The 23,778-nt window shown below is 71.8% G+C and carries 21 protein-coding genes; 15 read left to right on the top strand and 6 right to left on the bottom strand.

Annotated elements, in window-relative coordinates; all coding sequences use genetic code 11:
• Positions 1–21: 21 nt before the first annotated feature.
• Together ACFPCV_RS14790 and ligD are read left to right on the top strand one after the other, a co-directional pair.
• Positions 22–822: a CPBP family intramembrane glutamic endopeptidase gene (locus ACFPCV_RS14790; protein ID WP_378056699.1), complete on the top strand. Its 801-nt coding sequence runs from the start codon at positions 22–24 to the stop codon at positions 820–822.
• Positions 823–845: 23 nt separating this feature from the next.
• Positions 846–3,254: a DNA ligase D gene (gene ligD / locus ACFPCV_RS14785; protein ID WP_378056698.1), complete on the top strand. Its 2,409-nt coding sequence runs from the start codon at positions 846–848 to the stop codon at positions 3,252–3,254.
• A gap of 644 nt (positions 3,255–3,898) precedes the next feature.
• Here the strand turns inward: ligD and ACFPCV_RS14780 are convergent.
• The gene (locus ACFPCV_RS14780) at positions 3,899–4,675 is read right to left on the bottom strand and encodes a DUF2470 domain-containing protein (RefSeq protein ID WP_378056697.1); all 777 of its coding nucleotides are present in this window, start codon (positions 4,673–4,675) and stop codon (positions 3,899–3,901) included.
• 74 nt (positions 4,676–4,749) lie between these two features.
• Between ACFPCV_RS14780 and ACFPCV_RS14775 the strand changes: the two genes are divergently transcribed.
• Complete coding sequence (locus ACFPCV_RS14775; protein WP_378056696.1) at positions 4,750–5,379, top strand: LysE family translocator; 630 nt, start codon at positions 4,750–4,752, stop codon at positions 5,377–5,379.
• Here ACFPCV_RS14775 and ACFPCV_RS14770 read toward each other — a convergent pair whose 3' ends face one another.
• Together ACFPCV_RS14770 and ACFPCV_RS14765 are read right to left on the bottom strand one after the other, a co-directional pair.
• Positions 5,380–7,554 carry a PQQ-dependent sugar dehydrogenase gene (locus ACFPCV_RS14770; protein WP_378056695.1) on the bottom strand — a complete coding sequence of 725 codons (2,175 nt, stop codon included), beginning with the start codon at positions 7,552–7,554 and terminating at the stop codon, positions 5,380–5,382.
• 138 nt (positions 7,555–7,692) lie between these two features.
• On the bottom strand, positions 7,693–8,871 hold the full coding sequence (locus ACFPCV_RS14765; RefSeq protein ID WP_378056694.1) for a homogentisate 1,2-dioxygenase: 1,179 nt from the start codon (positions 8,869–8,871) through the stop codon (positions 7,693–7,695).
• Between the two features lie 70 nt (positions 8,872–8,941).
• Between ACFPCV_RS14765 and ACFPCV_RS14760 the strand changes: the two genes are divergently transcribed.
• From ACFPCV_RS14760 to ACFPCV_RS14750, 3 genes are read left to right on the top strand one after another with little or no spacing between them, the layout of a single operon-like run.
• Positions 8,942–9,817 (top strand): hypothetical protein, encoded by an 876-nt coding sequence (locus ACFPCV_RS14760; protein ID WP_378056940.1) that lies wholly within the window; start codon positions 8,942–8,944, stop codon positions 9,815–9,817.
• On the top strand, positions 9,814–11,022 hold the full coding sequence (gene fahA / locus ACFPCV_RS14755; RefSeq protein ID WP_378056693.1) for a fumarylacetoacetase: 1,209 nt from the start codon (positions 9,814–9,816) through the stop codon (positions 11,020–11,022). Before ACFPCV_RS14760 ends, fahA begins: the two co-directional genes overlap by 4 nt.
• Before the next feature lies 1 nt (position 11,023).
• Positions 11,024–11,704 carry a helix-turn-helix domain-containing protein gene (locus tag ACFPCV_RS14750; RefSeq protein WP_378056692.1) on the top strand — a complete coding sequence of 227 codons (681 nt, stop codon included), beginning with the start codon at positions 11,024–11,026 and terminating at the stop codon, positions 11,702–11,704.
• A 334-nt stretch (positions 11,705–12,038) separates the two neighbouring features.
• Here ACFPCV_RS14750 and ACFPCV_RS14745 read toward each other — a convergent pair whose 3' ends face one another.
• Positions 12,039–12,899, bottom strand: a complete 861-nt coding sequence (locus ACFPCV_RS14745; protein ID WP_378056691.1) for an oxygenase MpaB family protein — start codon at positions 12,897–12,899, stop codon at positions 12,039–12,041.
• 49 nt (positions 12,900–12,948) lie between these two features.
• Here ACFPCV_RS14745 and ACFPCV_RS14740 point away from each other — a divergent pair, with 49 nt between their 5' ends.
• Both ACFPCV_RS14740 and ACFPCV_RS14735 read left to right on the top strand, forming a co-directional pair.
• Positions 12,949–13,578, top strand: coding sequence for a TetR/AcrR family transcriptional regulator (locus ACFPCV_RS14740; RefSeq protein ID WP_378056690.1), 630 nt, complete (start codon positions 12,949–12,951; stop codon positions 13,576–13,578).
• Positions 13,579–13,807: 229 nt separating this feature from the next.
• On the top strand, positions 13,808–14,512 hold the full coding sequence (locus tag ACFPCV_RS14735; RefSeq protein ID WP_378056689.1) for a GAF and ANTAR domain-containing protein: 705 nt from the start codon (positions 13,808–13,810) through the stop codon (positions 14,510–14,512).
• Positions 14,513–14,573: 61 nt separating this feature from the next.
• Here the strand turns inward: ACFPCV_RS14735 and ACFPCV_RS14730 are convergent, their stop codons facing one another.
• Positions 14,574–14,792, bottom strand: coding sequence for a hypothetical protein (locus ACFPCV_RS14730; protein ID WP_378056688.1), 219 nt, complete (start codon positions 14,790–14,792; stop codon positions 14,574–14,576).
• A 116-nt stretch (positions 14,793–14,908) separates the two neighbouring features.
• The gene (locus ACFPCV_RS14725) at positions 14,909–15,508 is read right to left on the bottom strand and encodes a TMEM165/GDT1 family protein (RefSeq protein ID WP_378056687.1); all 600 of its coding nucleotides are present in this window, start codon (positions 15,506–15,508) and stop codon (positions 14,909–14,911) included.
• Between the two features lie 302 nt (positions 15,509–15,810).
• Here ACFPCV_RS14725 and ACFPCV_RS14720 point away from each other — a divergent pair, with 302 nt between their 5' ends.
• From ACFPCV_RS14720 to ACFPCV_RS14690, 7 genes are all read left to right on the top strand, one after another.
• Positions 15,811–15,996, top strand: coding sequence for a hypothetical protein (locus ACFPCV_RS14720; protein WP_378056686.1), 186 nt, complete (start codon positions 15,811–15,813; stop codon positions 15,994–15,996).
• Positions 15,993–16,220 (top strand): hypothetical protein, encoded by a 228-nt coding sequence (locus ACFPCV_RS14715; RefSeq protein WP_378056685.1) that lies wholly within the window; start codon positions 15,993–15,995, stop codon positions 16,218–16,220. Before ACFPCV_RS14720 ends, ACFPCV_RS14715 begins: the two co-directional genes overlap by 4 nt.
• 46 nt (positions 16,221–16,266) lie before the next feature.
• Positions 16,267–16,857: a DUF3558 domain-containing protein gene (locus ACFPCV_RS14710; protein ID WP_378056684.1), complete on the top strand. Its 591-nt coding sequence runs from the start codon at positions 16,267–16,269 to the stop codon at positions 16,855–16,857.
• A 75-nt stretch (positions 16,858–16,932) separates the two neighbouring features.
• Positions 16,933–18,390, top strand: coding sequence for a cytochrome ubiquinol oxidase subunit I (locus tag ACFPCV_RS14705; protein WP_378056683.1), 1,458 nt, complete (start codon positions 16,933–16,935; stop codon positions 18,388–18,390).
• An 11-nt stretch (positions 18,391–18,401) separates the two neighbouring features.
• Positions 18,402–19,379, top strand: a complete 978-nt coding sequence (gene cydB / locus ACFPCV_RS14700) for a cytochrome d ubiquinol oxidase subunit II (protein WP_378056682.1) — start codon at positions 18,402–18,404, stop codon at positions 19,377–19,379.
• Positions 19,376–22,405 carry a thiol reductant ABC exporter subunit CydC gene (gene cydC, locus ACFPCV_RS14695; RefSeq protein ID WP_378056681.1) on the top strand — a complete coding sequence of 1,010 codons (3,030 nt, stop codon included), beginning with the start codon at positions 19,376–19,378 and terminating at the stop codon, positions 22,403–22,405. The genes cydB and cydC overlap by 4 nt, the downstream gene beginning before the upstream one ends.
• Positions 22,406–22,558: 153 nt before the next feature.
• The gene (locus ACFPCV_RS14690) at positions 22,559–23,689 is read left to right on the top strand and encodes a GAF domain-containing sensor histidine kinase (protein WP_378056680.1); all 1,131 of its coding nucleotides are present in this window, start codon (positions 22,559–22,561) and stop codon (positions 23,687–23,689) included.
• Positions 23,690–23,778 lie beyond the last annotated feature (89 nt).

Genomic DNA, 23,778 nt, shown 5'->3' with positions numbered 1-23,778 from the left:
GTCGCCCGGTACCGTGCGGCCGTGATCCGCACCTGGCTGAACCCGCCGCGCCCGGCGTTCCCGGAACCGGTCGCCGACCCGCGCGAACGCCGGGGCATCGTCGTCGAGCTGGTGATCGTCTTCGCCGTCACGCTGGGGCTTTCCGCGCTGCGCAGCCTGTTGTCGCTCGTCGACTCGCTGCTGCGGGAGGCGCGGCTCGCCGACCAGGCGGTGGCGCTGAACGTCTCGCAGGCCACCAACCAGCTGCTCGACTTCCTCCGCCAGCTCCTGTCCGCGACGCAGCTGTTCGCGTGGGGAGCGCTCGGGCTGTACCTGCTGTGGCGCGCGGGGATCCAGCTGCGGCAGGTCGGCCTGGCCCGCGGCCGGTTCGGGCGCGACCTCGCTGGCGGCGCGGGGCTCGCCGCGCTGATCGGGGTGCCTGGGCTCGGGTTCTACCTGGTCGCGCGGGCGGTCGGCGCGAACCTGACCGTGGTGCCGACCGCGCTGGACCACTGGTGGCAGTTCCTCACGCTGCCGCTGTCGGCGTTCGGCAACTCGTGGGCCGAGGAGGTGCTGGTCGTCGGCTACCTGATCACGCGGCTGCGGCAGCTCGGGCTCGGGGAGAACGCGTCGCTGCTGGTGTCGTCGGTGCTGCGCGGGTCCTACCACCTCTACCAGGGCTTCGGCGGGTTCCTCGGCAACGTCGTCATGGGCCTGGTGTTCGGCCGGGTGTGGCAGCGGACGAACCGGCTGTGGCCGCTTGTGCTGGCGCACTTCCTGATCGACTTCGTCGCGTTCGTGGGGTACGCGATACTGCGTGGCCGCGTCTCCTGGCTGCCGTGACGCCGAACGGGTACGAATAGGTCATGGCCGGCCTCGACGAGTACCGCAGGAAACGCGATCCGGGAAAGACCCCGGAGCCGGTGCCCGCCGACGAGCCGTTGCCCACCGGCAACAACGACACGTTCGTCATCCAGGAGCACCACGCAAGCCGGCTGCACTGGGACGTGCGGCTGGAGCGGGACGGTGTGCTCGTGTCGTGGGCGGTGCCCAAGGGACTGCCGGACGTGCCCGGTGACATCCGGTTGGCGGTGCACACCGAGGACCACCCGATGGAGTACGCGACGTTTTCCGGGGAGATTCCGAAGGGTGAGTACGGCGGCGGCCGGATGTTCATCTGGGACCGCGGCCACTACGAGACGCTGAAGTGGTCCGACCGCGAGGTCGCGGTGATCTTCGCCGGGGAGCGGGCGAAGGGCCGGTACACGTTCTTCCGCAGCGGCAAGGACGCCAAGGACTGGATGGTCCGGCGTTCGGAACCACCGCAGCGGGCCGGTTTCCTGCGGCTGCCGGATCTGGTGGAGCCGATGCTGGCCTCGCCGGGCACGCTGCCCGACGACGAGTCGGACTGGTCGTACGAGTTCAAGTGGGACGGGGTCCGCGCGCTCGCCAGGGTCGAGGGCGGCCGGCTGCGGCTGCACTCCCGCAAGGGCAACGACATCACGGTCACCTACCCGGAGCTGCGGGCGCTCGGCGAGGAGCTGGGGTCCACACAGGTGTGGCTGGACGGCGAGATCGTCGCGTTGACCGACGGGCGGCCGAGCTTCTCCGCGTTGCAGCAACGGATGCACGTCCAGAACGACCGGCAGGCACGCAGCCTGGCGAACTCGGTTCCGGTGACCTACCTGATCTTCGACGTGCTGCACCTGGACGGGAAGTCCTGTGTGGACCTCCCGTTCGCGGAGCGCCGCGAGCTGCTGGAGGGTCTGGAGCTGCGTGGTCCGAACTGGCTGGTGTCGCCGTCGTTCACCGGTGACGGCGCCGCGGTGGTGGAGACCGCGCGCGACCAGCGGCTGGAAGGCGTGATCGCGAAACGCCGGTCCTCCCGGTACTACCCGGGCAGGCGGACCGCCGACTGGGTGAAGATCACCGAGGTGCTGACGATCGAGGTGCTCGTCGGCGGCTGGCGCCCCGGCGAGGGCAGGCGCGCGGGCACGATCGGCTCGCTGATGCTGGGGGTGCCGACCGACGCGGGCCCTCGGTACGTCGGCCAGGTCGGCACCGGCTTCACCGACGAGGCGCTGGCGGCACTGCACGACCGGCTGAAACCGTTGGTGCGCAAGGAGAACCCGTTCGTCAACGAGGTGCCGCGCGACCGCGCCAAGGGTGCCACCTGGGTGGCGCCGGAAGTCGTCGGCGAGGTGGAGTTCCGCAACTGGACGACCGACGGCCGCCTGCGCGCGCCGTCGTGGCGTGGCCTGCGGTCGGACAAGGACGCGGCGGACCTGGAGCCGGAGGTGACGGCGGGGGCGGAGCCGGCCGACGAGCCGCCGTGGGAGGACGACGAACCGGCGGAGCCGCAGCCGCAGAACGTGGTGGTGGAGGTCGACGGCAGGCGCCTGCGGCTGTCCAACCTGGACAAGGCGCTGTACCCGGCGTTCACCAAGGCGCAGGTGATCGACTACTACAGCCGTGTCGCGCCGTACATGTTGCCGCACCTCAAGGACCGCCCGGTGACGCTGCGCCGGTGGCCCGACGGCGTGCTGGGCCAGCCGTTCTACGAGAAGAACGCCGCGCGGCACGCGCCGGAGTGGCTGCGCAAGGTGCGGGTCGAGACGCCGGGCAGCACCCGAGGCCACGAGACGCTGGACTTCGTGCTGCTGAACGACCTGCCGAGCCTGGTGTGGGCGGCGAACATGGCGGCGCTGGAGCTGCATCTCCCGCAGTGGAAGGTGGACCGGGCGGGGGAGCGGCTGGCCCCGGACCTGCTGGTGTTCGACCTGGACCCCGGTCCGCCCGCGACGATCGTCGAGTGCTGCGCGGTGGCGCTGCGCCTGCGGGAGCTCCTCGCGGAGCACGGCCTGAGGACGTTCGCGAAGACCAGTGGCAACAAAGGGATGCAGCTGTACGCGCCGATCACGACGAGCGCGGTGGAACGGACGTCGGAGTACGCGAAGGCGGTGGCCGAGCACCTGGCCCGCGAACAGCCGGACCTGGTCGTGGCCCGGATGGCGAAGGACCTGCGGCCGCGCAAGGTGTTCATCGACTGGAGCCAGAACAACCGCTACAAGACGACGATCGCGCCGTACTCCCTGCGCGGCCGCGAGAACCCGACGGCGTCCACCCCCGTCACGTGGGACGAGGTGGCCGCGTGCCGCCACCCCAACGACCTGACGTTCACGGCGAGGAACGTGCTGTCCCGCGTCGAGGAGCACGGCGACCTGCTGAAACCGCTGCTGGTGAGGAAACGCCCGAAGCTGCCGGAACTGCCGTGACCGGCCGCCGGGCTCCGCGGCGCGGTCGGTCTCCTGCTGGATGATTGATTGTGAAGTCGGTGTGTGCTGGCTGCGGCTTTTGTTGTGGGTTTGTCCTCGCCGGACGGGCAGGTCTCGGGGGTGGCGGAGGGGCATGTCGGCGGCGGTGGGGTTCGGGTCTGCCTGCCATCCCGTCGACCTCCCAGGGGCTATCACACCGCGCCAAGGGGGGCGGATTCGTGCTTGGTGTGATTCGGGCTTTTGGCCCCCCTTGACGCGGTGTGATCGGGCTTCGCCAGGTCGACGGGATGGCAGGGAGCCCCTTGGTGGTGGGCTTGCGCCACCGTCGGGATTGCATGGGGTTGCGGGCCCGCTTCGCGGGGCCTGGGCGCGTAGCGCCCGGGGCTTTTGGTGCCGTGAAAGGCGCGTTGACGGCGTTGGCAATGCCGTCAAAGGCGCGTTGACGGCGCTGGGCGCCGTGAATGGCCCATTGACGGCACTTGTTGTGCCGTGAACGCGCCTTTCACGGCATCGGCCCAGCCTCGTCGGGCGACCGCAGGGGTGTGGGGGTCGTGCCAGATGACGGGGCCGTACGGCAAGCCTCGAACAGCAGGTTTCGTGGGGCGGTTGGGAGCACTCCGCATGATCTTCACCGAAGCAATCGTCTAGGCCCCGTTCTGCAGCGCCAGGAACGGGCAGCCGACCATCCTGCGCAGCTCGTCCGACAGCTCCGTGGGCGTCGAGATCGGGCGCGAGAACGCCAGCCGGATGTCGTGGTCGCCCTCGATGTCCTCGACCCGCAGCCGCAGGCCGTACCGGTCGAGGCCAAGCGGGCGGAGGTGCCCGCCCCGCAGCGGTTCGGGCAGGTGGCGGCGCAGCGTGTGCACCACCTCGGTGTGCGACAGTTCGAGGTGCCGCAGCCAGCCGGCCTCCTCGTGGCAGAACGGGTCCGGTTCGGCGGCCGCGAACGTCGCCTGCGTGACCGGGTGCGTGCCGTCGGCGTCGGCGATCACCATCGACACCGGCGTGAGCCGCAGCAGCGACGCGCCGTGGCCGAGGTCGAGCAGCCGGGGGTCCGGGCGCTGCGCCGCGATCGTCAGCGCGACCCCGCGCGCGGCGGGCAGCGGCAGCACGGCGAGCTGCCCGGTGATCCACAGGAGGCCGCGCACCGACTCGCGCAGCGGCACCGGCGCCATGTCGACGACCTCGACCATCGACGTCAGCACACCGGCGGCGAGCGCGGTGGGCAGCTGGTGGTCGTCGGGCAGCAGCACCGACACCACGCCGTCGTCGTGCACGTGGTGCAGCAGCGGCGTCACCCGGTCCGGCACCGCGCCCGCCGGCGGCAGCGACGGCATGGGCGGCAGCAGGGTCGCCGGGCCACGCGCGGCGATGGTCCTGGCGCGTTCGCCCGGGCTCGGGGTCGGCGGTCGATCGGTCAACGGAGCACCTCCGCGAGTTAGGGTAACCTAAGTACCGCCGGAAGGACAGCCGACCGGCTCGGTAGGCTGACCGGGTGAACGTGACTCAGGCGCTCGGCCTCGCGGGCGTCATCCTCCTCGCGGCCATCTCACCAGGTCCGGACTTCGTCATCATGCTGCGCAGCGTGCTCTCCGGCGGCCGCCGGGCGGGCATGGCGTGTGCGGCCGGCATCGCGTCCGGGGTGCTGGCCTGGGCGGTCGTGACCTCGGTCGGCATCGCCGGGCTGCTCGCCGCCTCCTCGGTCGCGTTCACCGTCGTCAAGCTCGCGGGCGCCGCCTACCTCGTGCTGCTCGGCGTGCAGGCGCTCATGGCCGCCCGCCGCGGCGGGTACGAGCAGACCGCGGCACCCGAGGTGGAACAGGCCAGGCGGAGCGTGTTCACCGCCTACCGCCATGGCCTGCTCACCAACCTGTTCAACCCGAAGGTCGCGGTCTTCTTCCTCGCGCTGTGGCCGCAGTTCCTGCCGCACGACGCGACGGTCACCGACACCGTGGTCCTCACCGCCGTCGCCGTGCTGACCTCGCTCGTCTGGTTCACCGTCCTCGCGAACGTGGTCACCGCACTGCGCCGGTTCCTCACCGCGTCGAAGGTCCGGCGGACCATCGACGCGGTGATGGGAACCCTGCTGGTCGGCATCGGCGTGCGGATCGCGCTCAGCCAGTAGTCAGCAGCCGAACAGGCACAGCTGGTAGTTCGCGCGGTAGGTCGCCGGGCTCGCGGGCGCGGTGATGGTGTGGCTCTGCGCCCCGCCGTCCGACCAGCTCGCGAACCGGAACCGCAGGCCCAGCGTGAGGTTCTGCGGGCTCGGCGCGCTGATCGTGTTCGCCGACCCCACGATCACCGTCCGCGTGAACGGCGTGGCCTGCTCGACCGTGCCGACCACCAGCCGCGCCCCGCTCGGGCTGGACGTGAACGTCAGGTCCACCGTGCGCGGGTTCAGCCGCACCGTCTCGGTCGTGGTGTTGCCGTCCGAGTCGGTCGCCCGCAACGTCAGGTCCAGGAACGACGGGTACTCGTGGTCCGGCGCGACGAAGCTGCCAGCGGCGATCCCGTTCCACGACTGGACGTTGTGGGCGTGGCAGTTCGTCGACGACGTGCAGTGCTGCAACGTCAGCTGCCACGACAGCGCGGACGCGGGCAGGTCGCCGTCCTGCGCGTCGGCCGCCCGGCCGGCGAACGGGATGGTCTGGCCCACGCTCCACTGCGTGGCCGCCGTCGGGTCGTCGATGGTCACCACCGGCGAGTTCGACGGCGGGTCGCCGACCGTGATCACCACCGACGCGGTGCCGCTCAGGCCGCCGGGATCGGTCACCCGCAGACGTGCCGTGACCGACGCCTGCGCGAGGTAGGTGTGGGACGGGTTGGCGGCGGTCGAGTCGTCGTAGGCGCCGTCGCCGTCGAGGTCCCACGCGTAGGTCAGCGCACCGCCCTCCGGGTCCGACGAGGCGGAACCGGTGAACTGCACGGTCAGCGGCGCGGTGCCCGACGTCGGGTTCGCGGACGCCACCGCGGTCGGCGGCAGGTTCGTGCCCGCCGGGTAGCTCACCCGGCGCAGCTGGCCGGCACCGAGCGCGACGTAGTACAGGTCGCCGCCGGGGCCGGTCAGGATCTGCACCGGCACGTTCACCCCGGTCACGAACGGCACGATCGTCGCCGGGTCCGGCAGGCCGTTCGAACCGCGCTGCATGGCCCAGACGCAGCCACGTGAGCTGTCGGAGAAGAACAGCGCGTCGTCGTAGGCGGCCGGGTAGTTGCTGTCCGTCTCGAACGCGATGCCGCTGATCGACGAGCCGCCGGTGGGGCAGCCGTCACCGCTGACGACCGGCGCGCTGTGGTTGTACGCGTAGTACGGGGTGGTCTGCCCGGTGCTGTACAGCGACTCGCACAGCGTCAGGTTCGCGCCGTCGTAGCCGGACTGGCGGGCGCTGCCCTCGTAACAGGGCCAGCCGAAGTTCTCGACGGCCGCGTCGGTCACGCTGGTGACCCGGTTGATCTCCTCCCACGTGTTCCAGCCGACGTCACCGGCCCACACCTCGGCGGTGCCGGGACGGAACGCGAAGCGGAACTGGTTGCGCAGGCCGTACGCGACGATCTCCGTGTCCCCGGTGTCCGGGTGCACGCGGGTGATCGCGCCGTCGAGGGTCTCCGGCTCACCGGCCGGGCGGCGCGGCGACTGCGACCGCAGCGCACCGCCCCTGGCGTCCGGCGGCGACAGGTTCGTGCCCGCCGTGCCCGGCGGGTCGGCGCACGGGTTGCCGCGCTGGCCCCAGTCGGCGAAGTTGAAGCTCGCGCCGTCGCCGCCGCCGACGTACAGGTTGCCGTCCGGGCCGAACGCGACGGTGCCGACCGAGTGCGACGGGTACTGCTGGCACCAGTCGGTCACCAGCACCTGCTCGGCGCCGGTCGCGACCCCGTTCGTGCCGATGGTCAGCTTGGACAGGCGGCCGGTCACGACACAGCCCTGGTCGGTCGCGCCCGGTGGGGTGGGGCACTGGTCGCCCCAGCGGGGCGCCGTGCCGCCCGGTTCGGCGTCGTAGGTGTACAGGACGTACAGGTACGGGCGGGTCGGGTAGGCCGGGTCCAGCGTGAGGCCGAGCAGGCCGCGGTCCCAGAAGTCCTGCGTCTGGGTACGTAAGTCCGCGGTGACCGTGGCCGTGGTGTCGGCCAGCGAGTCGAACGTCTTGACCAGGCCGCTCTTCTCGCTGACGAACACCCGGCCGTCGGGGGCGAACACCGCGTTGGTCGGCGAGGACAGACCGCTGATCACCGCGGTGTCGGTGAACCCGGCAGGCACCGCGGCGCCCGCGGTGCCGGTGGTCGTGAAAGTGGTGGTCAGCACGCCGGCAAACAGGCCGGCGGCGACCAGCATAGCTGTTTTCGGGCGCGCTGAAGTAAGACGGATACGCACGGGCTCTCCCCAATCAGCGAGTTCACTGACTGGACAGTCGGCCCGCGCGGCCGTCCCGTTTCACCCGATTCAGCTACCCGGCCCCCGGCCCGACCACGTCCACGCGTACCCCTGGTCTTCGCAGCTCACGGCCGCTTCGCCCAGCTCCAGCGGGCGGAAGGTGTCGACCATTACCGCCGTTTCGTCGAAATAGTCCACACCAATGGACGCCTCTGCGGCACCCGGTTGGGGGCCATGTGTGAATCCGGATGGGTGCAACGACAGCGACCCAATGCCAATACCGGAACCTTTTCGGGCCTCGTAATTTCCGCCGACATAGAACATCAATTCGTCGGAGTCGACGTTCGCGTGGTTGTAGGGCACCGGGATCGACTCCGGGTGGTAGTCGACCTTGCGCGGGCAGAACGAGCAGACCACGAAGTTCGGCCCCTCGAACGTCTGGTGCACCGGCGGCGGCTGGTGCACGCGCCCCGTGATCGGCTCGAAGTCGCGGATGTCGAACACCCACGGGTAGAGGCAGCCGTCCCAGCCGACGACGTCGAACGGGTGGTTGGCGTAGGTGAACCGGGTCAGACCGGCGCGGTGGCGGACCAGCACGGGCACGTCGGTGCCCTCGGCCAGCAGTGGCTCCGCCGGGCCGCGCTGGTCGCGCTCGCAGTACGGCGCGTGCTCCAGGAACTGGCCCTTCGACGACAGGTACCGCTTCGGCGGGCCGATGTGCCCGGTCGCCTCGATGACGTACAGGCGCGCCTCGCCGTGCGGGAGCACGCGGTAGGTCGTGGACGTCGGCAGCACCACGTAGTGGCCGTCGGCGACGTCCAGGGCGCCGTAGATGGTCTCGATCGTGGCGGACCCGGTCTGGACGTACAGCAGCTCGTCACCGACCGCGTTGCGGTACAGGGGACTGGGCGCGGTGGCGACGGCGAACGCGATCGTCAGGTCGTTGTTGCCGAACAGGGTCCGCCGCCCGGTCACCGCGTCGGCCTCGTGCTGCTGCTCCGCCTTGAGGTCCTGGGTCCGGAAATGCCTTGGCAGCAGGGGGTGGTTGGGCGTGAGGGTGCCCCGGTGGTCCGCGACGACCTCGGCGTCGACGATCGCCGTCGGCAGGTGGCGGTGGTAGAGGAGGGCCGAGTCGGAGGAGAAACCCTCGACGCCCATCAGCTCCTCGGCGTAGAGCCCGCCGTCCGGTGAGCGGAACTGCGTGTGCCTCTTTCGGGGGATCTCCCCGACGCGTCGGTAGTAAGGCATGACCCTCTCCGATACGTCCGATAGTCGGACATCTTTGTTCAGTTGCCGATACGCTACTAGCGTGTCAGCCGTGTCAAGCGCCGCACCCCAGCCCGCATCGGATCAGCGGGACGTGCCCTCCCTGCTCGCTCGCCTCATCGACGACGCCGCGTTGTTCCCGCCGGGGAACGCGACCATGCCCGACGCGGTGCGGTTGCACCTCGCCGGCAGAACGGGCGAGCACGCCGATCTCGTGGGACTCTTCCTCTGCCCAGCGTCCCGGCTGCCCGAGCTGATCACCGAGTTGATCAAGGTGAAGCCGGCGCGGCCGGTGGAGCTCTCGCTCGTCATCGACACCGGTCTCGGCGGCGTGCCCAAGGCGCTGTCGATCGTCGAGTCACGGGCCGAGCTGCTCGCGCTGCGCATGGTCGAGATGCCCGCCCCGACCGACGTCGACGAGGTGTGGCTCGAACGGGTCTCCGAATTCGTGCCGGAGGACGTGATCCGGGTGATCGAGCCGCGGCGCGGCGGCGTCGGCTGGCTCGACGGCATCCAGCGCGTCATCGAGCACGGCAGCTGGCCCAAGCTCCGCTGCGGCGGCCTGTCCGCGGAGAACTTCCCCGCCGTCGCCGAGGTCGCCGAGTTCCTCGACGTGATCAACTCCGGCGGCGCGTCGTTCAAGGCCACCGCCGGTCTGCACAACGCGGTCCGGCACACCGCGGAGGACACCGGGTTCACCCACCACGGGTTCCTCAACCTGCTGATCGCCACCGGCCGCCTGCTCGCGGGCGGCGACACCGACAGCGTGCGCTCGGCGCTCGAGTCCACCGACGGCAAGGCGCTCGCGGAGGAGGCGCAGAACATGACCGAGCACGAGGCGCTTTCCGTGCGCGGCGTGTTCGCCTCCTACGGGTCGTGCTCGCTCACCGACCCGGTCACCGACCTCGAGGAACTGGGGCTGCTGTGACCTCGTGGGTGACCGACCCCGCGTTCGCGCGGGACCAGCCGTTCGGCCCGCAGACCCTGCCGTACGGCGTGATCGACGTGGGCTCCGACACCGACGGCCCGCGGGTCGCGGTCCGGCTCGGCGACCACGCGCTGCCGCTGCGGTCGGTCGCGCACGACCTCGGTGACCTGGCCGGCCTGGTGTCCGGCCCGTCGCTCGACCCGCTGCTGGCGGCGACGCGGGCGGAGTGGAGCGAGCTGCGTGCCAGGCTGGTCGCACTCGTGTCGCAGCCGTCCACGCCGACGGGCGCGACGCTGGTGCCGCTGAGGGACGTGCGGATGGCGCTGCCGTTCACCGTCGGCGACTACGTCGACTTCTACTCGTCGCGCCACCACGCGGAGAACGTCGGCCGGATCATGCGGCCGGACTCCGACCCGCTGCTGCCGAACTGGACACACCTGCCGGTCGGCTACCACGGCCGGTCCGGCACCGTCGTCGTGTCCGGCACCGGTATCGAACGCCCGCACGGCCAGCGGCGCGGCTCGTCCGGCCCGCACTTCGGCCCCAGCGGGCGGCTCGACATCGAGGCGGAGGTCGGGTTCGTGTGCGGCGGCCCGGTCGCCCGCCGGGTGCCGACGTCCGCGGTCGCCGAGCACATCTTCGGCGTGGTGCTGGTCAACGACTGGTCCGCGCGCGACATCCAGGGCTGGGAGTACCAGCCGCTCGGCCCGTTCCTCGGCAAGTCGTTCGCGACGTCGGTGTCGGCGTGGATCACCCCGCTCGACGCGCTCGCGGAGGCGCGGGTGCCGGTCCCCGCCGTCGACCACCCCCGGGTGCCCTACCTGGTCGAGGACACCCCGGGGGGCCTCGACCTGCGGCTCGCCGTCGAGTGGAACGGGACCGTGGTGTCCAGGCCGAGGTTCGCGGACATGTCGTACTCGTGCGCGCAGCAGCTGGCGCACATGACGGTCAACGGCGCGACCGTCCGGCCGGGCGACCTGTTCGCGTCCGGCACCGTCTCGGGCCCGGAGCCCGCGCAACGCGGCTGCTTCCTGGAGCTGTCGTGGGGCGGCCAGGAGGAGATCACCCTCGCCGACGGCGTCACCAGGACGTTCCTGGAGGACGGCGACGAGGTCGTGATCACCGCGACCGCACCGGGTGAGGACGGCGCGGTGGTCGGCATCGCACCCGTGCGGGGCAGAGTGCTGCCGGCGGTGGACCTCTGACATGGGCCGCCCCATCCGTCCCATCCAGCCCGCGGTCCGCCCGCAGGCGGGGACCGGCCGGGAAAGCTCGCTGACGCTCGAACGGGGCCTAGCGCTGCTGCAGGCGGTGGCCGACTCGGAGTCGGAGGCCCCGACGATCAGCGACCTGGCGACGGCCATCGGGGCGTCCCGGGCGGCGGTGTACCGGCTGCTGGTGCCACTGCAGGAACGCGGCCTGGTGCGGCGCGACGGGTCGAAGGTGCGGCTGGGCCTCGGTCTGCTGCGACTGGCGGCGAGCGTCACCCCACAGCTGCGGCTCGCGGCCCTGCCCGCACTGCGCGAACTGGCGGAGTCCGTCGGCGCGACGGCCCACCTGACCGTCGCCGACGGCGAGGAGGCACAGGCGATCGCGGTGATCGAACCGTCGTGGACGACCTACCACGTGGCATACCGCGTCGGCACCCGCCACCCGCTGTCCCGGGGCGCGGCGGGCAAGGCGATCGGCCTGCGCTCGGACGACCCCGGCTGGCTCGCCACCACCGGCGAACTCCAGTCGGGCGCCTCGGGCATCGCGGCCCCCGTCCGCGGCGTCCCCGGCCTGCGCGCCAGCGTCGGCGTGATCAGCTTCGAGACTCTGGACGGCGAAGTGGTCGGCCCGAAAGTCCTCACGGCGGCGACAACGGTGGCCACCGCGCTGAAGTGAGTTGTCCACAGGTCGGCTCGTGGGCCTTGTTTTGTCGGTGGGGTTCGGTGCTGCGAAAGGCGCGATGACGGCGTGGCAGTGCCCTGAAAGGCGCGTTCAGGGCGCTGGGCGTCCTGAATGGCCCATTGACGGCACTTTGTTGTGCCGTGAACGCCTCCACGGCCGCGGGGGCCCGTCAAGGTGCTGCGCGCCCTGCGTCCGCTGCGCGGGACATGGGTGCGTCGCACGGTTGCGGTGCCCCGCTCGGTGCGTGACGGAGAAACCGTGGACGGTCGAGGGCCTGGCTACGCGTCGGAGTACGCGTTCGGGAAGGCGTTCAAGCGGTCAGTACCGGTCACACGGGGCGGTGCTCTAGAACGCGGCGTAGTGCCCGCTGTGCGCGTTCCGTCCGGCGGGCCTCGTACGCGATGGGGAGATACCGCAGCCGTTCCGGTAGCAGCGGTACCACCCGGCTGACGGCGGTGCCCAGCAGTCGCAGCACGCGTTCGTCGCGGGCGGTCCACGGCAGGCCCAGTTTGTCCCGCGCGGCGGGCGGCAGCATGCCGACGGTGACGAAGTGCTGCACGCGGCCCGGTACGGCCGTCGCCAGCCGCCACAGCGGCCGCAGCACCGGGGGTAGGGCGGGTGGGGGTGGGACGCGCCGGGTGGTCTCGAGGAACTCGTACGCGGTCCGGTGTGCGACCAGCTTCTCGTCGATCATGTCGTCGAAGTACTTCAGGTACGCGTCGTAGGTCGGCGGGATCTCCTTCTCCGCCACGTGCAGGTTCCGCGCGAGCTGCGTGATCTCCGCGTAGAACGCCTCCTGCTCCGCTCGGGACAGCGGCCGCCTGGAGAAGTACCGCGCGCCCGCGACGTACGCGTACGGCGCGGTCAGGACGATCCACGCCCACGGGCCGGACGCGAGTGCCTTGTGTGTCACGCCGTCCTCGGTCGTCTTCAGCGGCGCGTGCAGCCTGCGCAGCCGGTCGCCTTCCGCCAGCGCCTCCTGCCCGCCGTACACCCAGGTCATCACCGAGGCGATGGACCGCTGCGCCCTGCCGATGGCGTCGGTGCGGAACACCGAGTGCTCTCCGACGACCGCGCCGACGGCCGGGTGCATCACCTGCAGCGCGAACGCCGCGCCGGTGGTGAGGGAGAACGTGACGAGACCGGTCTCGTCCCACAGTCGCGTGCCCGGCTCGATCGGCTGCCGCATGACCCCGCTCCTTTCTGGTGAAGGGCGTCACCAGATAACCTAGGTTCGCATGAAGACCTACGGTGGCGCCAGCCCCGCCGAGCGCACGGCAAAGCGCCGCGCCGCGTTGTGCGAGGCCGCGCTCGACCTGCTGGCCGAGGGTGGGGAGGAACGCGTCACCGTCCGCGGGGTCTGCACGCGGGCCAGGCTCAACGACCGGTACTTCTACGAGAGCTTCCGCGACCCGGCGTCCCTGCTGCTCGCCGTTCGCGAACAGGTGACCGCGCAAGCGTTTGCGGCGATAGGCCGGGCGATCGCGGACACCGAGCCCGATCCGGACGTCCGCGTCCGCGCGGTGATCGAGGCACTCGTCGGCTTCTTCACCGAGGACCAGCGCCGCGGCCACCTGCTGATCCACTCGCAGTCCACCGAGGAACTGCGGACCGCCCGCCAGGCCAGCGTCCGCGCGATGGCGCGGGTCGTCGCCGACCAGAGCGCCACGATGCTCGGCGAGCAGGCGCCGCCCGCGCGGGAACGGGAGCTGGCCGCGCTCACCCTCGTCCACGGCATCCTCGAACTGTTCGCGTCCTGGCTGCGTGGCGAGCTGGACATCACGCGTGAGCACCTCGTCGACTTCCTCGTCGCCATGGTCCGCACGACCGAGGATCTCGCCGCGGCGCTGCGTCGTCAGCGGGGGTGACAGCGCTAGGCTCGTCCGGTGCCCGCTGACACCGCCCGACGGCACGGCAGGCGGTGTCGGGCTGCTGGTGGAAGCCGTCGATCAAGGGTGGACCGGAGTAGGCTGTGACAAGTGCTTGAGCAGCACTCCGACACCCACCGGCTGCCTCTGTGTAGTCAGCGTGTTCTTCCGACACACCACTTGCCGCGCTGGCGGACGAGGTCGTGCACGGAGGGCTGGGGGTGAACTGATGCACGAGACGAGCCGGGGGCTGCTGGAGCTCACGGAAATACTCGTGGCAGGGCTCGACTTCCCCGCGCAGCGCAACCTGCTGACCGCCAAGTGCGCGGAGCTGTTCGACGTGCGGGCCGCGGCCCTGCTCGGGCTGGACGCGGACGGCGCGTGGGTGGTCGAGGCGGCGTCGGAGGAGACCGCGGAGCTGCTGACCCGGATCGAACTGGCCTACGAGCAGGGGCCCGGCGTGGACGCGTTCCGCACCGGCGAGTGCGTGGAGTGCACCGACCTGGGTGGCGCCACACTGCGGTGGCCCCGCTTCGCGCCACTCGCGGTGGAGGCGGGGGTCGCCGCCGCGTTCGGCCTGCCCTGCCGGCTGCGGGACGAGGTGGTCGGCGCCATGACCCTGTACATGAACGTGCCCGGGCCGCTGCCCACGCGGAGCGAGGAACTGCGGCGCGGGCTGGTCAACGCCGTGACGCTCGGGGTGACCGCGTACCGCGGCCGGGAGATGGCGGTGCGTGCCGGGCAGCTGCAGAACGCGCTGGACAGCCGGGTGACCATCGAGCAGGCCAAGGGGATGCTGGCGGAACGGCAGCAGGTCACGGTCGACGAGGCGTTCGCCGCGCTGCGCGGCTACGCCCGCAAGAACGGCGTGAAGATGCGCGAGGTGGCGCGGGACGTGGTCAAGGGTGTGCTGAAGCTGCCCTCGAAGGGGTGACGAGGTGCCGGCCGGTGGTGCGGACGTGCTCGGTTCGTCCTCGGGGTGGCATGGTGAGTGACTACCCCTGTCGCCGGCCGGCACCTCCCTCCCCCAGACGCAGCTGGCTGGCAGCCAGCAGGCCCACTTCTCTGATGGCCCGTTCGAGACGGGCCCGGGCAGGGCCGTCGGTGTCGCTCAGCGCGACGTTCATGTCGAGCGCGACGCGGGACAGCCGACCGCCGATCATCCCAGCCTGAATGCCGAACGCGTCGGCCGGCTCATGATCGTCCCAGCTCATGGTCCCTCGGCGAGCTCTTGCCGGAGAGTGTGCCGGGTCCTGGGCACGGAGGAAGACACTCGAACGATAGGCCGCGCTCGCCACTCGTGTGTATCCGCCAAACGGTCGACACGGCGTCAGAAGATCGCCTGCCACAACGCGATGACCGCGAACACGGCGAACACGGCCGCCGCGCCGCGCTGGATGACGTGCGCGGGCACCTTCGCCCGCAGCTTGCGCCCCACGAGCAGCGCGAGCACGGTCACGCTCATCAACGCGAGGAACGTCCCGAGCCCGACCGCGACGGGGGTCGCGTACCGCGCGGCCACCCCGATCGCGGTGATCTGCGACGCGTCACCCCACTCGGTGAGGAACAGGGTCCCGAACGAGATCATCGCGGCACGTGGGAACGGGGTCGCGTCCCGCTTGGCGGGCCCGGCCCCGTCCGCCGCACCGGTGTCCGTTTCGAGGCTTTCGCGCAGCAGCAGGAACGCGCCCACCCCGAACAGGACCGCGATGGCCGCCGCGACGACCCGGTCCGGCAACAACGTGATCGCGCTCCCGAGCGCGACCGCGACAACCGCCTGCAGCGCGAACGCGACCCCCGCGCCGAGCAGCACCGCCCTGCTCCGGAACCGGCTGGACAGCACGAGGGTCAGCGCCGTCGTCTTGTCCGGCAGTTCGAGCAGGAAGACGGCGCCGTACGCCGATACGAATGCGAGGAGCCAGTGGCCCATGTGGACGGAAGTCCTTCCGCGTCGGGCCCGGACGGAGGCAGCAAGACTCCAGCCGGGCGTGATTCAACCCGGCCGGAGGTCTCGTTCGCCCGCTGGGACAGCGGGTGAGGCACCGGACCCGCAAGCGAGTCAGTATGTCGATGCTCTCGCCGGGCAGACGCGAACGCCCGCCACGGGAACTACTCCCCTCTGGCACAGCCAGTGTAACCGAGCCACCCGACAACACCCGTCCGGTTGAACGCGCCCGCACTCGACGACAGCTGTCGTATGCTTGGCTACTGACTGTGACGAAGGGGGGAGCAGTGACTGGCCAGGAGCGCAAAGCCCGCATCGAGGCCCAACTGGGCGGCATCGTCGGCGGTGAGACCCAGGGCGCGATCGGCGGCGGCCAGTTCACCTATGGCCCGGATCAGCTGCGGCAGACATCAAGAACTGGCGGGATCTGGCGCGAAGCTACGATGAATCCGTCAAGAACGCTCTTCGGATGATGCAGATACTGCCGCCCGCTGAAGACATCGCCAGTGAAGCTTTTATCAGCCAGGCTAACGAGTCCGGCCGGTCCTACCTGACATACCTTGGCCACAATCGTGACTACTGTCTTGAGCAGGCTCGGTTGTGCCAGAACGCGTTGGACGACTACCTCGGCATAGAGGAGCGCACGGTCATTGCAGTCAATGACGCCGCCGAGGGCGGCCCTCAGCCCGGGTTGTAGTCCGATGGGAATCCGATGTGGCCCTCTGGTCACAGGTCTGCTTGTCATGGTGATCGCGGCTGGCTGTACGACGATGAGCCCAGGCGAGGCCATCCCCGCCACGACTGTCGACACGAGCACGTCCGACTTGCCCCCGCCGACGTCCGGCGATGGCGAGGACCTGCCGTTCGCAGGAGCACCCAAGGTGGAGGACCCGCTCGACACCACACGATTCCAGCAGGATCCATGCCGGACACTCACCGCGGACCAGACGCGGGAGCTCAATCTCCCGCCCACCGGCGAGCCGGAAAAGGGAAGGCCGCTGGGCAATGCCTGCGTCTGGTTCAACCCGGAGACTTGGGCCGAAGCCGAGGTCCACTTCGCGGACCAGGACCCGCGCGGACTCAGCGCGCTGTACAACGTGAAAGACCGATACGCCTATTTCGACGAGTTGCCTCCCATCGACGGGTATCCCGCAATCGCTGTGGGTGCCCTGGACGATCGGGACATCGGGCACTGCACGGTGGTCGTCGGGGTGTCGGACGAGGTCACCTTCGACGTGCCCGTGAAGCTCTCCGAGGCCAATGTCGGCAAGAAGGACCCCTGTGAGGCTGCTGCCGGAGTCGCCGCGATGGCGCTGGCGACGATGAAGGGCTGAGCAGGGACCTAGGTCCTGTCCGTACAGGACCCGAAGACCTGCCGCGCGGCCGTCGGCAGGACGAGCCTGGGAGGCGTGGAAGTACTCGACCTCGCGCGGTGGCAGTTCGGCATCACGACCGTCTACCACTTCCTGATGGTGCCGCTGACGATCGGCCTTTCGCTGCTGGTCGCCGGGATGCAGACGGCGTGGGTGCGGACCGGGAACCCGCGCTACCTGGCGATGACGAAGTTCTGGGGCAAGCTCCTGATGATCAACTTCGCCATGGGGGTGGTCACGGGGATCGTCCAGGAGTTCCAGTTCGGCATGGCGTGGAGCGAGTACTCCCGTTTCGTCGGCGACGTGTTCGGTGCGCCGCTCGCCATGGAGGGCCTGGTCGCGTTCTTCGTCGAGTCGACGTTCCTCGGGCTGTGGATGTTCGGCTGGGACCGGCTGCCCAGGCGCGTGCACCTCGCGTGTGTGTGGGCGTTCTCACTGGCCACGGTGGCGTCGGCGTACTTCATCCTCGCCGCCAACTCGTGGATGCAGCATCCGGTCGGCGCGGAGCTGGTCGACGGGCGGCCCCAGCTGACGTCGATCTGGGCGGTGCTGACCAACTCGACCGTCCTCGCCGCGTTCCCGCACGCGATCTTCGGCGCGTTCGCGGTGGCGGCCACGTTCCTGACCGGCATCGCCGCGTGGCGGTTGTGGCGGTCGAGGGCCGACGACGGGGTGTGGCGGGCGTCGGTGCGTCTCGGGGCGTGGGCCGGGGTCGTCGCGTTCGCCGGTCTCGCGGTCAGTGGTGACCTGCAGTCGAAGCTGATGTTCTCCCAGCAGCCGATGAAGATGGCGTCGGCGGAAGCGTTGTGCCACAGCGAACAGCCCGCCGGGTTCTCGGTGTTCGCGATCGGCGACGTGTCCGAACCGGACTGCGAGAGCGTCAAGTCGATCACCGTGCCCGCGCTGCTGTCCTTCCTGGCGCACGGCGACTTCGACGCGAAGGTGACCGGGGTCGAGGACCTCGTCGAGCAGTACCGGGACAGGTACGGCTCGCACTACCCCGTCGACGAGCGGCTCGGGGAGCTGTCGGGTCAGCCCATCGACTACGTGCCGAACCTGCCGGTCACGTACTGGAGCTTCCGGTTCATGATCGGGCTCGGCGCGATCGGGACCGCCGCCGGTGTCGCGGTGCTGTGGCTGACCCGCGGCGGCCGGGTGCCCCGATCGCGCTGGTTCCCGCGGCTGGCGCTGGCGAGCATCGCGCTTCCCTTTGTGGCCAACAGCTTCGGGTGGATCTTCACGGAGATGGGGCGCCAGCCGTTCGTCGTCGCGCCCAACCCGTCCGGTGTGGACGGGGTGTGGATGTTCACCGCGCGGGCCGTGTCCGGGCTGACCGTCGGCGAGGTGCTGACCTCGCTGATCGCGCTGACGCTGGTGTACGGCGTGCTCGCGGTCGTGGAGATCGTGCTGATGCGGCGGTACGTGCGGGCCGGGATCGCCGAACCCGAGCCCGAGAAGAAGCCCGGCGACGACAACCTGACCTTCGCGTACTGAGGAGCCCTGCGGTGGAGACCTTCTGGTTCGTCGCGATCGCGGTGCTGTGGTTCGGCTACCTGTTCCTGGAGGGGTTCGACTTCGGTGTCGGCATGCTGCTGCGCGTGCTCGGCCGGACCGAGGCGGACCGGCGGGCGATGCTCACCACGATCGGCCCGGTGTGGGACGGCAACGAGGTGTGGCTGATCGTCGCCGCCGGCGCCACCTTCGCCGCGTTCCCCGGCTGGTACGCGGGTCTGTTCAGCGCGGCCTACCTGCCGATGTTGTTGCTGCTGCTGGCGTTGATCGGCCGCGGGGTCGCGCTCGAGTGGCGCGGCAAGGTCGACACCGACCGGTGGCGTTCGGTGTGGGACGCCGTGATCGCCTGCGGTTCGCTCGTCGCCACGCTCTGTGTCGGGCTCGTCATCTCGTGGAACGTGCTGGGTCTCCCGCTGGACGCCGACGGGAACCGGGTCGCGTCGCCGTTCGCCGCGCTGCGGTGGGACACCGCGCTCGGCGCGCTCGCGGTGACCGGGTTCGCGCTGGTGCACGGCGCGGTGTTCGTGGCGCTGAAGACCGACGGGCCGCTGCGGCACCGGGCACGCACGATCGCGCTCCTGCTCGTACCCGTCGGGTTGTCGCCGTTGCTGCTGCTGACGGTGGTGGCGCAGCTGCGGTCGGGGGCGGAGTGGACGTGGCTCGTCGTGTTCGCGGTGCTGGTCGCGGTCGTGTGCGCGTGGGCGTGCCTGGACGGCGGGCGTGAGGGACGCGCGTTCGCGTTGCTGGGGGCGGCGCTGGGCGCGGCGGTGCTGGCGCTGTTCGGCGCCCTGTACCCGAACGTCCTGCCGTCCACTCTGGACCCGGCGTACTCACTGTCCGTCGCGGACGCGGCGTCCAGCCCGTACACGCTCACGGTGATGACGTGGGTCGCCGGGTTCGGCGCCCCCGCCGTCCTGGTCTACCAGGGCTGGACGTACTGGGTGTTCCGCAAGCGGGTGAGCACCTCGTGAGGACCACCGGCCCGCTCGGCGCGCTGCCGCGGCTCTCCAGCGCGGCGCGCCGGGCACTGGCCGGGTGCGCGGTGCTCGCCGGGCTCAGCGGGGCCGCGCTGGTGGTGCAGGCGTGGGCGCTGGCCGCGGTGGTCACGGGGTCCGGTGGGCTGGCCGTGCTCGCCGGTGCCGTGGTGGCACGGGCACTGCTGGTGTGGGTGACGCAGGTGGTCGCGGCCCGCGCGGCGGCGGGCGCGAAGGAGGAGCTGCGGGCGCGGCTGCTGGACCGGGCGCTCGCGTTGGGTCCGGAGTGGACGGTGCCGCGCGGGCCCGCGCTGACCGTGCTCGCCACCAAGGGGCTGGACGCGCTCGACGACTACTTCACCGGGTACCTGCCCGCACTGGTGAACGCGGCGGTCCTTCCGCTGGGCATCGGGGCGGTGCTGCTGGCCGCGGACTGGCCGTCGGCGCTGGCGGTGGCACTGACGTTGCCGCTCGTGCCGCTGTTCGCCGCGTTGGTGGGGTTGCGGACGCGGGACCGGGTGGCGGCGGCGTCCGAGACGGAACAGCGGGTGGCGCACCACCTGCGTGAGCTGGTGCGGGCACGGCCGGTGCTGACCGCGTTCCGCCGCGTCGACGCGCAGGCCGCGACGATCCGGCGGATCTCGGAGTCGCAGCGGCGGTCGACGATGGGGACGCTGCGGGTGGCGTTCGCGTCGGCGCTCGTGCTGGAGCTGGTGGCCACGCTGTCGGTGGCGCTGGTCGCGGTGCTGATCGGGCTGCGGTTGATCAGCGGTGATCTTTCGCTCGCGGTGGGACTGTTCGTGCTGGTCCTGGCACCGGAGTGCTACCTGCCGCTGCGGCAGGCCGGTGCGGCGCACCACGCGAGCGAGGCCGGGGCGCAGGCCGTGCGGGAGATCGCCGACCTGCCCGCGCCACCGGTGTCCGGCACCGCGGCGCCGGTCGGCGAGCTGCGCGTGACCGGCCTGCGGGTGCGCAGGCGCGACGGGTTCGCGCCGGACGGGGTGACGTTCACGGCGCGGCCGGGGGAGGTCGTGCACCTGGACACCCCGAGCGCGTCGGGCAAGTCGACGACGTTCGCGGCCGTGCTGGGTTTCGTGGCACCGACGGCCGGCTCGATCCGCGTCGGCGGGCACGAGCTGTCCGAAGTGGACATCGAGGCGTGGCGGCGGCGGGTGGCGTGGGTGCCGCAGTCCCCGAGGTTCACCGGCGGGACGGTGCGCGACGAGGTGGGGGACCTGGCCGGGCAGCTCAACCTCACGCACGTGCTCGACCGGCCGATCGCCGAACTGTCCACCGGGGAACGGCAGCGCGTGGCGGTCGCGCGGGCGCTGCGGAGGAACGCCGACGTGCTGCTGCTCGACGAACCGACCGCGCACCAGGACCCGGCGAACGCGGCCAGGGTGCACGCGGCGATCGCGGCGACCGGCGCGGCGGTGGTCATCGCCAGCCACCGTGCCGACGGTGCCGCCGACGAACCCGTGCCGGTGCGGGCGGCCGCGTCGGCGCCCACCGGGTCCTGCCACCGGGTTCCGCTGCGGACACTCGTCACGCCGCGCCTGCTCGCGGGTGCGGCGCTGGGGGCCGCCGCGCTGCTGGCCGGGGTCGCGCTCACCGCGACGTCCGCGTGGCTCATCGCGAAGGCGGCGACGCAGCCACCGATCCTGCTGCTCGGCGTCGCGGTCGTGGGGGTGCGCGCGTTCGGGCTGGCGCGGGCGGGGCTGCGCTACGCGGAACGGCTCGTGACCCACGACGCGGCGTTCCGGGCGGCCACCGAGCGGCGGGTGCGCCTGTGGCGGACCGCGGACTACCGGCGGCTCACGACGGACGTGGACACCGTCCGCGACCTCACGCCAAGGGTTCTCCTGCCGCCGCTGGTGGCGGCGGTCGTGTGCGTGGCGGCCGTGGCCGTGCAGTGGGCGATCCTGCCCGCGGCGGGGCTCACGCTCGCCATCGCGGTCGCGGCGGCCGGCCTGGGTGCACCGGCCGTCGCGCTCGCGGTCGACCGGCACGCCACCCGCAGGTTGGCGGCCGGCCGCCGCCGGGTGGCGGACCGGGTGCTCGCGTTGCTGGACGCGGCGCCGGACCTGATCGCGTTCGGTGCCCATGTGCGGCACCGCGCGGAGGTGGCGGCCGAGGACGCGGTGCTGGCCAGGCAGACGCGGCGGCAGGCGCTGAGCGCGGGCGTGGCGTCGGGGTTGACGACGTTGTGCCTGGGGATGGCGAGCGTGGTGGCGCTGGGCCTGGCGGGCGGGGTGGACCCGCTGCTGGTGCCGGTGCTGGCGCTGGTGCCGCTGGCACTGGCGGAGACGCTGGCCCCGTTGCCGCTCGCCGTGCGACAGGTGGCGCCGCTGCGGGCCGCGCTGGCGGAGCGCGGCCCCCGGCCCCCCGAAACCCAGCCTGGCGGGGCGGCCCGACCGGGGCGGGGGGTCGCGTTGCGGGGTGTGGACATCCGGTGGCCGGGGGCCGCGGCGCCCGCACTCCGCGACGTCACCCTCGACGTCCGGCCCGGTACACACCTCGCCGTCGTCGGTCCGTCCGGTGCGGGCAAGTCGACGCTCGTCGCGCTCATGGCCGGGTTGCTGCCCGCCGAGCGCGGCACGGTCCGCCTGCCGACCACCGCGTGGGTGCCGCAGGAGCCGCTCCTCGTGGCGACCACGTTGCGGGAGAACCTGCGGATCGCCGACCCGCACGCCACCGACGACCAGCTCCGCGCCGCGTTGCGGCAGGCCGAGCTGCCTGCCTGGGCCGACCGCCTCGACGACGACCCGACCACCGCCTCCGGTGGCGAGGCCCAGCGCATCGCGCTGGCCCGTGCGCTGCTCGCCGACGCCGACCTGCTGCTGCTCGACGAGCCGACCGCCCACCTCGACGAGCCGACCGCGGCCCGCGTCCTCGCGAACCTGAAGGGCCGCACGGTCGTGCACGTCACCCACCGGCCCGAGGAGGCGGCGGCCGCCGACGCCGTCCTCGACCTCACCCGCGGGCCGCCGCTCGCCGACCGGGCCCGGCAACCCACGCACTGACCGACACTCCCGACCTCGACACGCGCATTGGCCTAGCCTTGTGAAGGCCAAACGAGACCTCAGGGGACCGTGCCGGTGGCCGACCACGAACCACGGCCCATCAGCACGTTCGGCTGGGACGCGACCGACACTTCGAACTCCGGGGAGGCGGACATGCACCCCGCTCTCGCCGCGCAGGCGCTCGGCGCCTCGACGGAGATCGCGACGGCGGCGCTGTCCGGTGAGGACCCGGAGGCGGTGCTGCGCCTGGTCGTGCGGCACGCCGCCGAGCTCGCCGAAGCCGACCTCGGTCTCGTCATGACCCGGAGCGACGACGGCTCCCTCACCGTCGAGGCCGCGCACGGCAGCCCCGGCCCCACCTTCACCGACCCGGTCGGCCTGGTCCTCTCCCCACGCAGCTCCGCGGCCCGCACCGCCCGCAGCGGGGTCGCGGTCGTGGTCGAGGACGTGGCCGCCGACCCGCGCACCGCCCCCTACGTGCCGCGTGAGCTGCGGACCTTCGGGCCGTTCGCCGCCGCCCCGTTCGGCACCACCCAGCGCAGGCTCGGCGCGCTCACCGTCTACCGCCACCGCGGTGCCCGCCCGTTCACCGAGGCCGCCGTCGAGGTGCTGACGGCGTTCGCCGCGCAGGCCGGGCTGGTGCTCGTGCTCGCCGAGGGCGCCAACGCCCGCGCCCGCCTCACGCTCTACCAGGAACGTGAACGCATCGCCCGCGACCTGCACGACGTGCTCGTCCAGCGCCTGTACGCGGCCGGCATGCAGCTCGACCTGCTGGCCCGCCGTCCGTCCCGCAAGCTCGCCCGTCGCGACGCGCAGCGGCTCGCCGACGCCATGGACCAGCTCGACGCGTCCATCGCGGACGTCCGCTCGGTGGTCCGCGCGCTGCGCAACCCGGACCCCGACGAACACGCCACCGACCTCGCCGAGTCCGTGCGCACCGAGGTCGCCATCGCCGGTGAGCTGCTGGGTTTCCCGCCGGTGCTGGAGATCGACGGCGACCTGGCCGACGTGCCCGCCGCGCTCGCCGACCACGCCCGCGCCGCGCTGCGGGAGACGCTGTCCAACGTGGTCCGCCACTCCGGCGCGCACCACGTGACCGTCCACATCAGACGCGGTGACGTGCTGGAACTGGTCGTCGCCGACGACGGCTGCGGGATCCCCGAGGGCGTCTCCCACCGCGGCCTCAAGCACCTGGAGGAGCGGGCGCGGCAGGCCGGTGGCCGGTCCCTCGTGCGCTCCTCACCCGCGGGCACGACCGTGACCTGGACCGTTCCGCTGGGGTAGGGCTACCCCCACCGCCCATCCGCCGGTCCGCACCAGTGTTCCCGGGGCGTCGATCCGCGAGTCTTCTCTTGTGCGACAAGAGAAGGAGA

The sequence above is a fragment of the Actinophytocola glycyrrhizae genome, from assembly GCF_042653545.1.
Taxonomy (GTDB): Bacteria; Actinomycetota; Actinomycetes; order Mycobacteriales; family Pseudonocardiaceae; genus Actinophytocola; species Actinophytocola glycyrrhizae.
The sequence above is the reverse complement of the archived record's forward strand: the minus strand, read 5'-3'. Positions and strand labels throughout refer to the sequence as shown.

Excerpts from the sequence above, each read along its gene's own strand:
- ligD (WP_378056698.1), top strand. The coding sequence starts at position 846 with ATGGCCGGCCTCGACGAGTACCGCAGGAAACGCGATCCGGGAAAGACC.
- ACFPCV_RS14765 (WP_378056694.1), bottom strand. The coding sequence starts at position 8,871 with ATGCCTTACTACCGACGCGTCGGGGAGATCCCCCGAAAGAGGCACACG.
- ACFPCV_RS14750 (WP_378056692.1), top strand. The coding sequence starts at position 11,024 with ATGGGCCGCCCCATCCGTCCCATCCAGCCCGCGGTCCGCCCGCAGGCG.
- ACFPCV_RS14745 (WP_378056691.1), bottom strand. The coding sequence starts at position 12,899 with ATGCGGCAGCCGATCGAGCCGGGCACGCGACTGTGGGACGAGACCGGT.
- ACFPCV_RS14740 (WP_378056690.1), top strand. The coding sequence starts at position 12,949 with ATGAAGACCTACGGTGGCGCCAGCCCCGCCGAGCGCACGGCAAAGCGC.
- ACFPCV_RS14735 (WP_378056689.1), top strand. The coding sequence starts at position 13,808 with ATGCACGAGACGAGCCGGGGGCTGCTGGAGCTCACGGAAATACTCGTG.
- ACFPCV_RS14730 (WP_378056688.1), bottom strand. The coding sequence starts at position 14,792 with ATGAGCTGGGACGATCATGAGCCGGCCGACGCGTTCGGCATTCAGGCT.
- ACFPCV_RS14725 (WP_378056687.1), bottom strand. The coding sequence starts at position 15,508 with ATGGGCCACTGGCTCCTCGCATTCGTATCGGCGTACGGCGCCGTCTTC.
- ACFPCV_RS14715 (WP_378056685.1), top strand. The coding sequence starts at position 15,993 with ATGATGCAGATACTGCCGCCCGCTGAAGACATCGCCAGTGAAGCTTTT.
- ACFPCV_RS14710 (WP_378056684.1), top strand. The coding sequence starts at position 16,267 with ATGGTGATCGCGGCTGGCTGTACGACGATGAGCCCAGGCGAGGCCATC.
- ACFPCV_RS14690 (WP_378056680.1), top strand. The coding sequence starts at position 22,559 with ATGCACCCCGCTCTCGCCGCGCAGGCGCTCGGCGCCTCGACGGAGATC.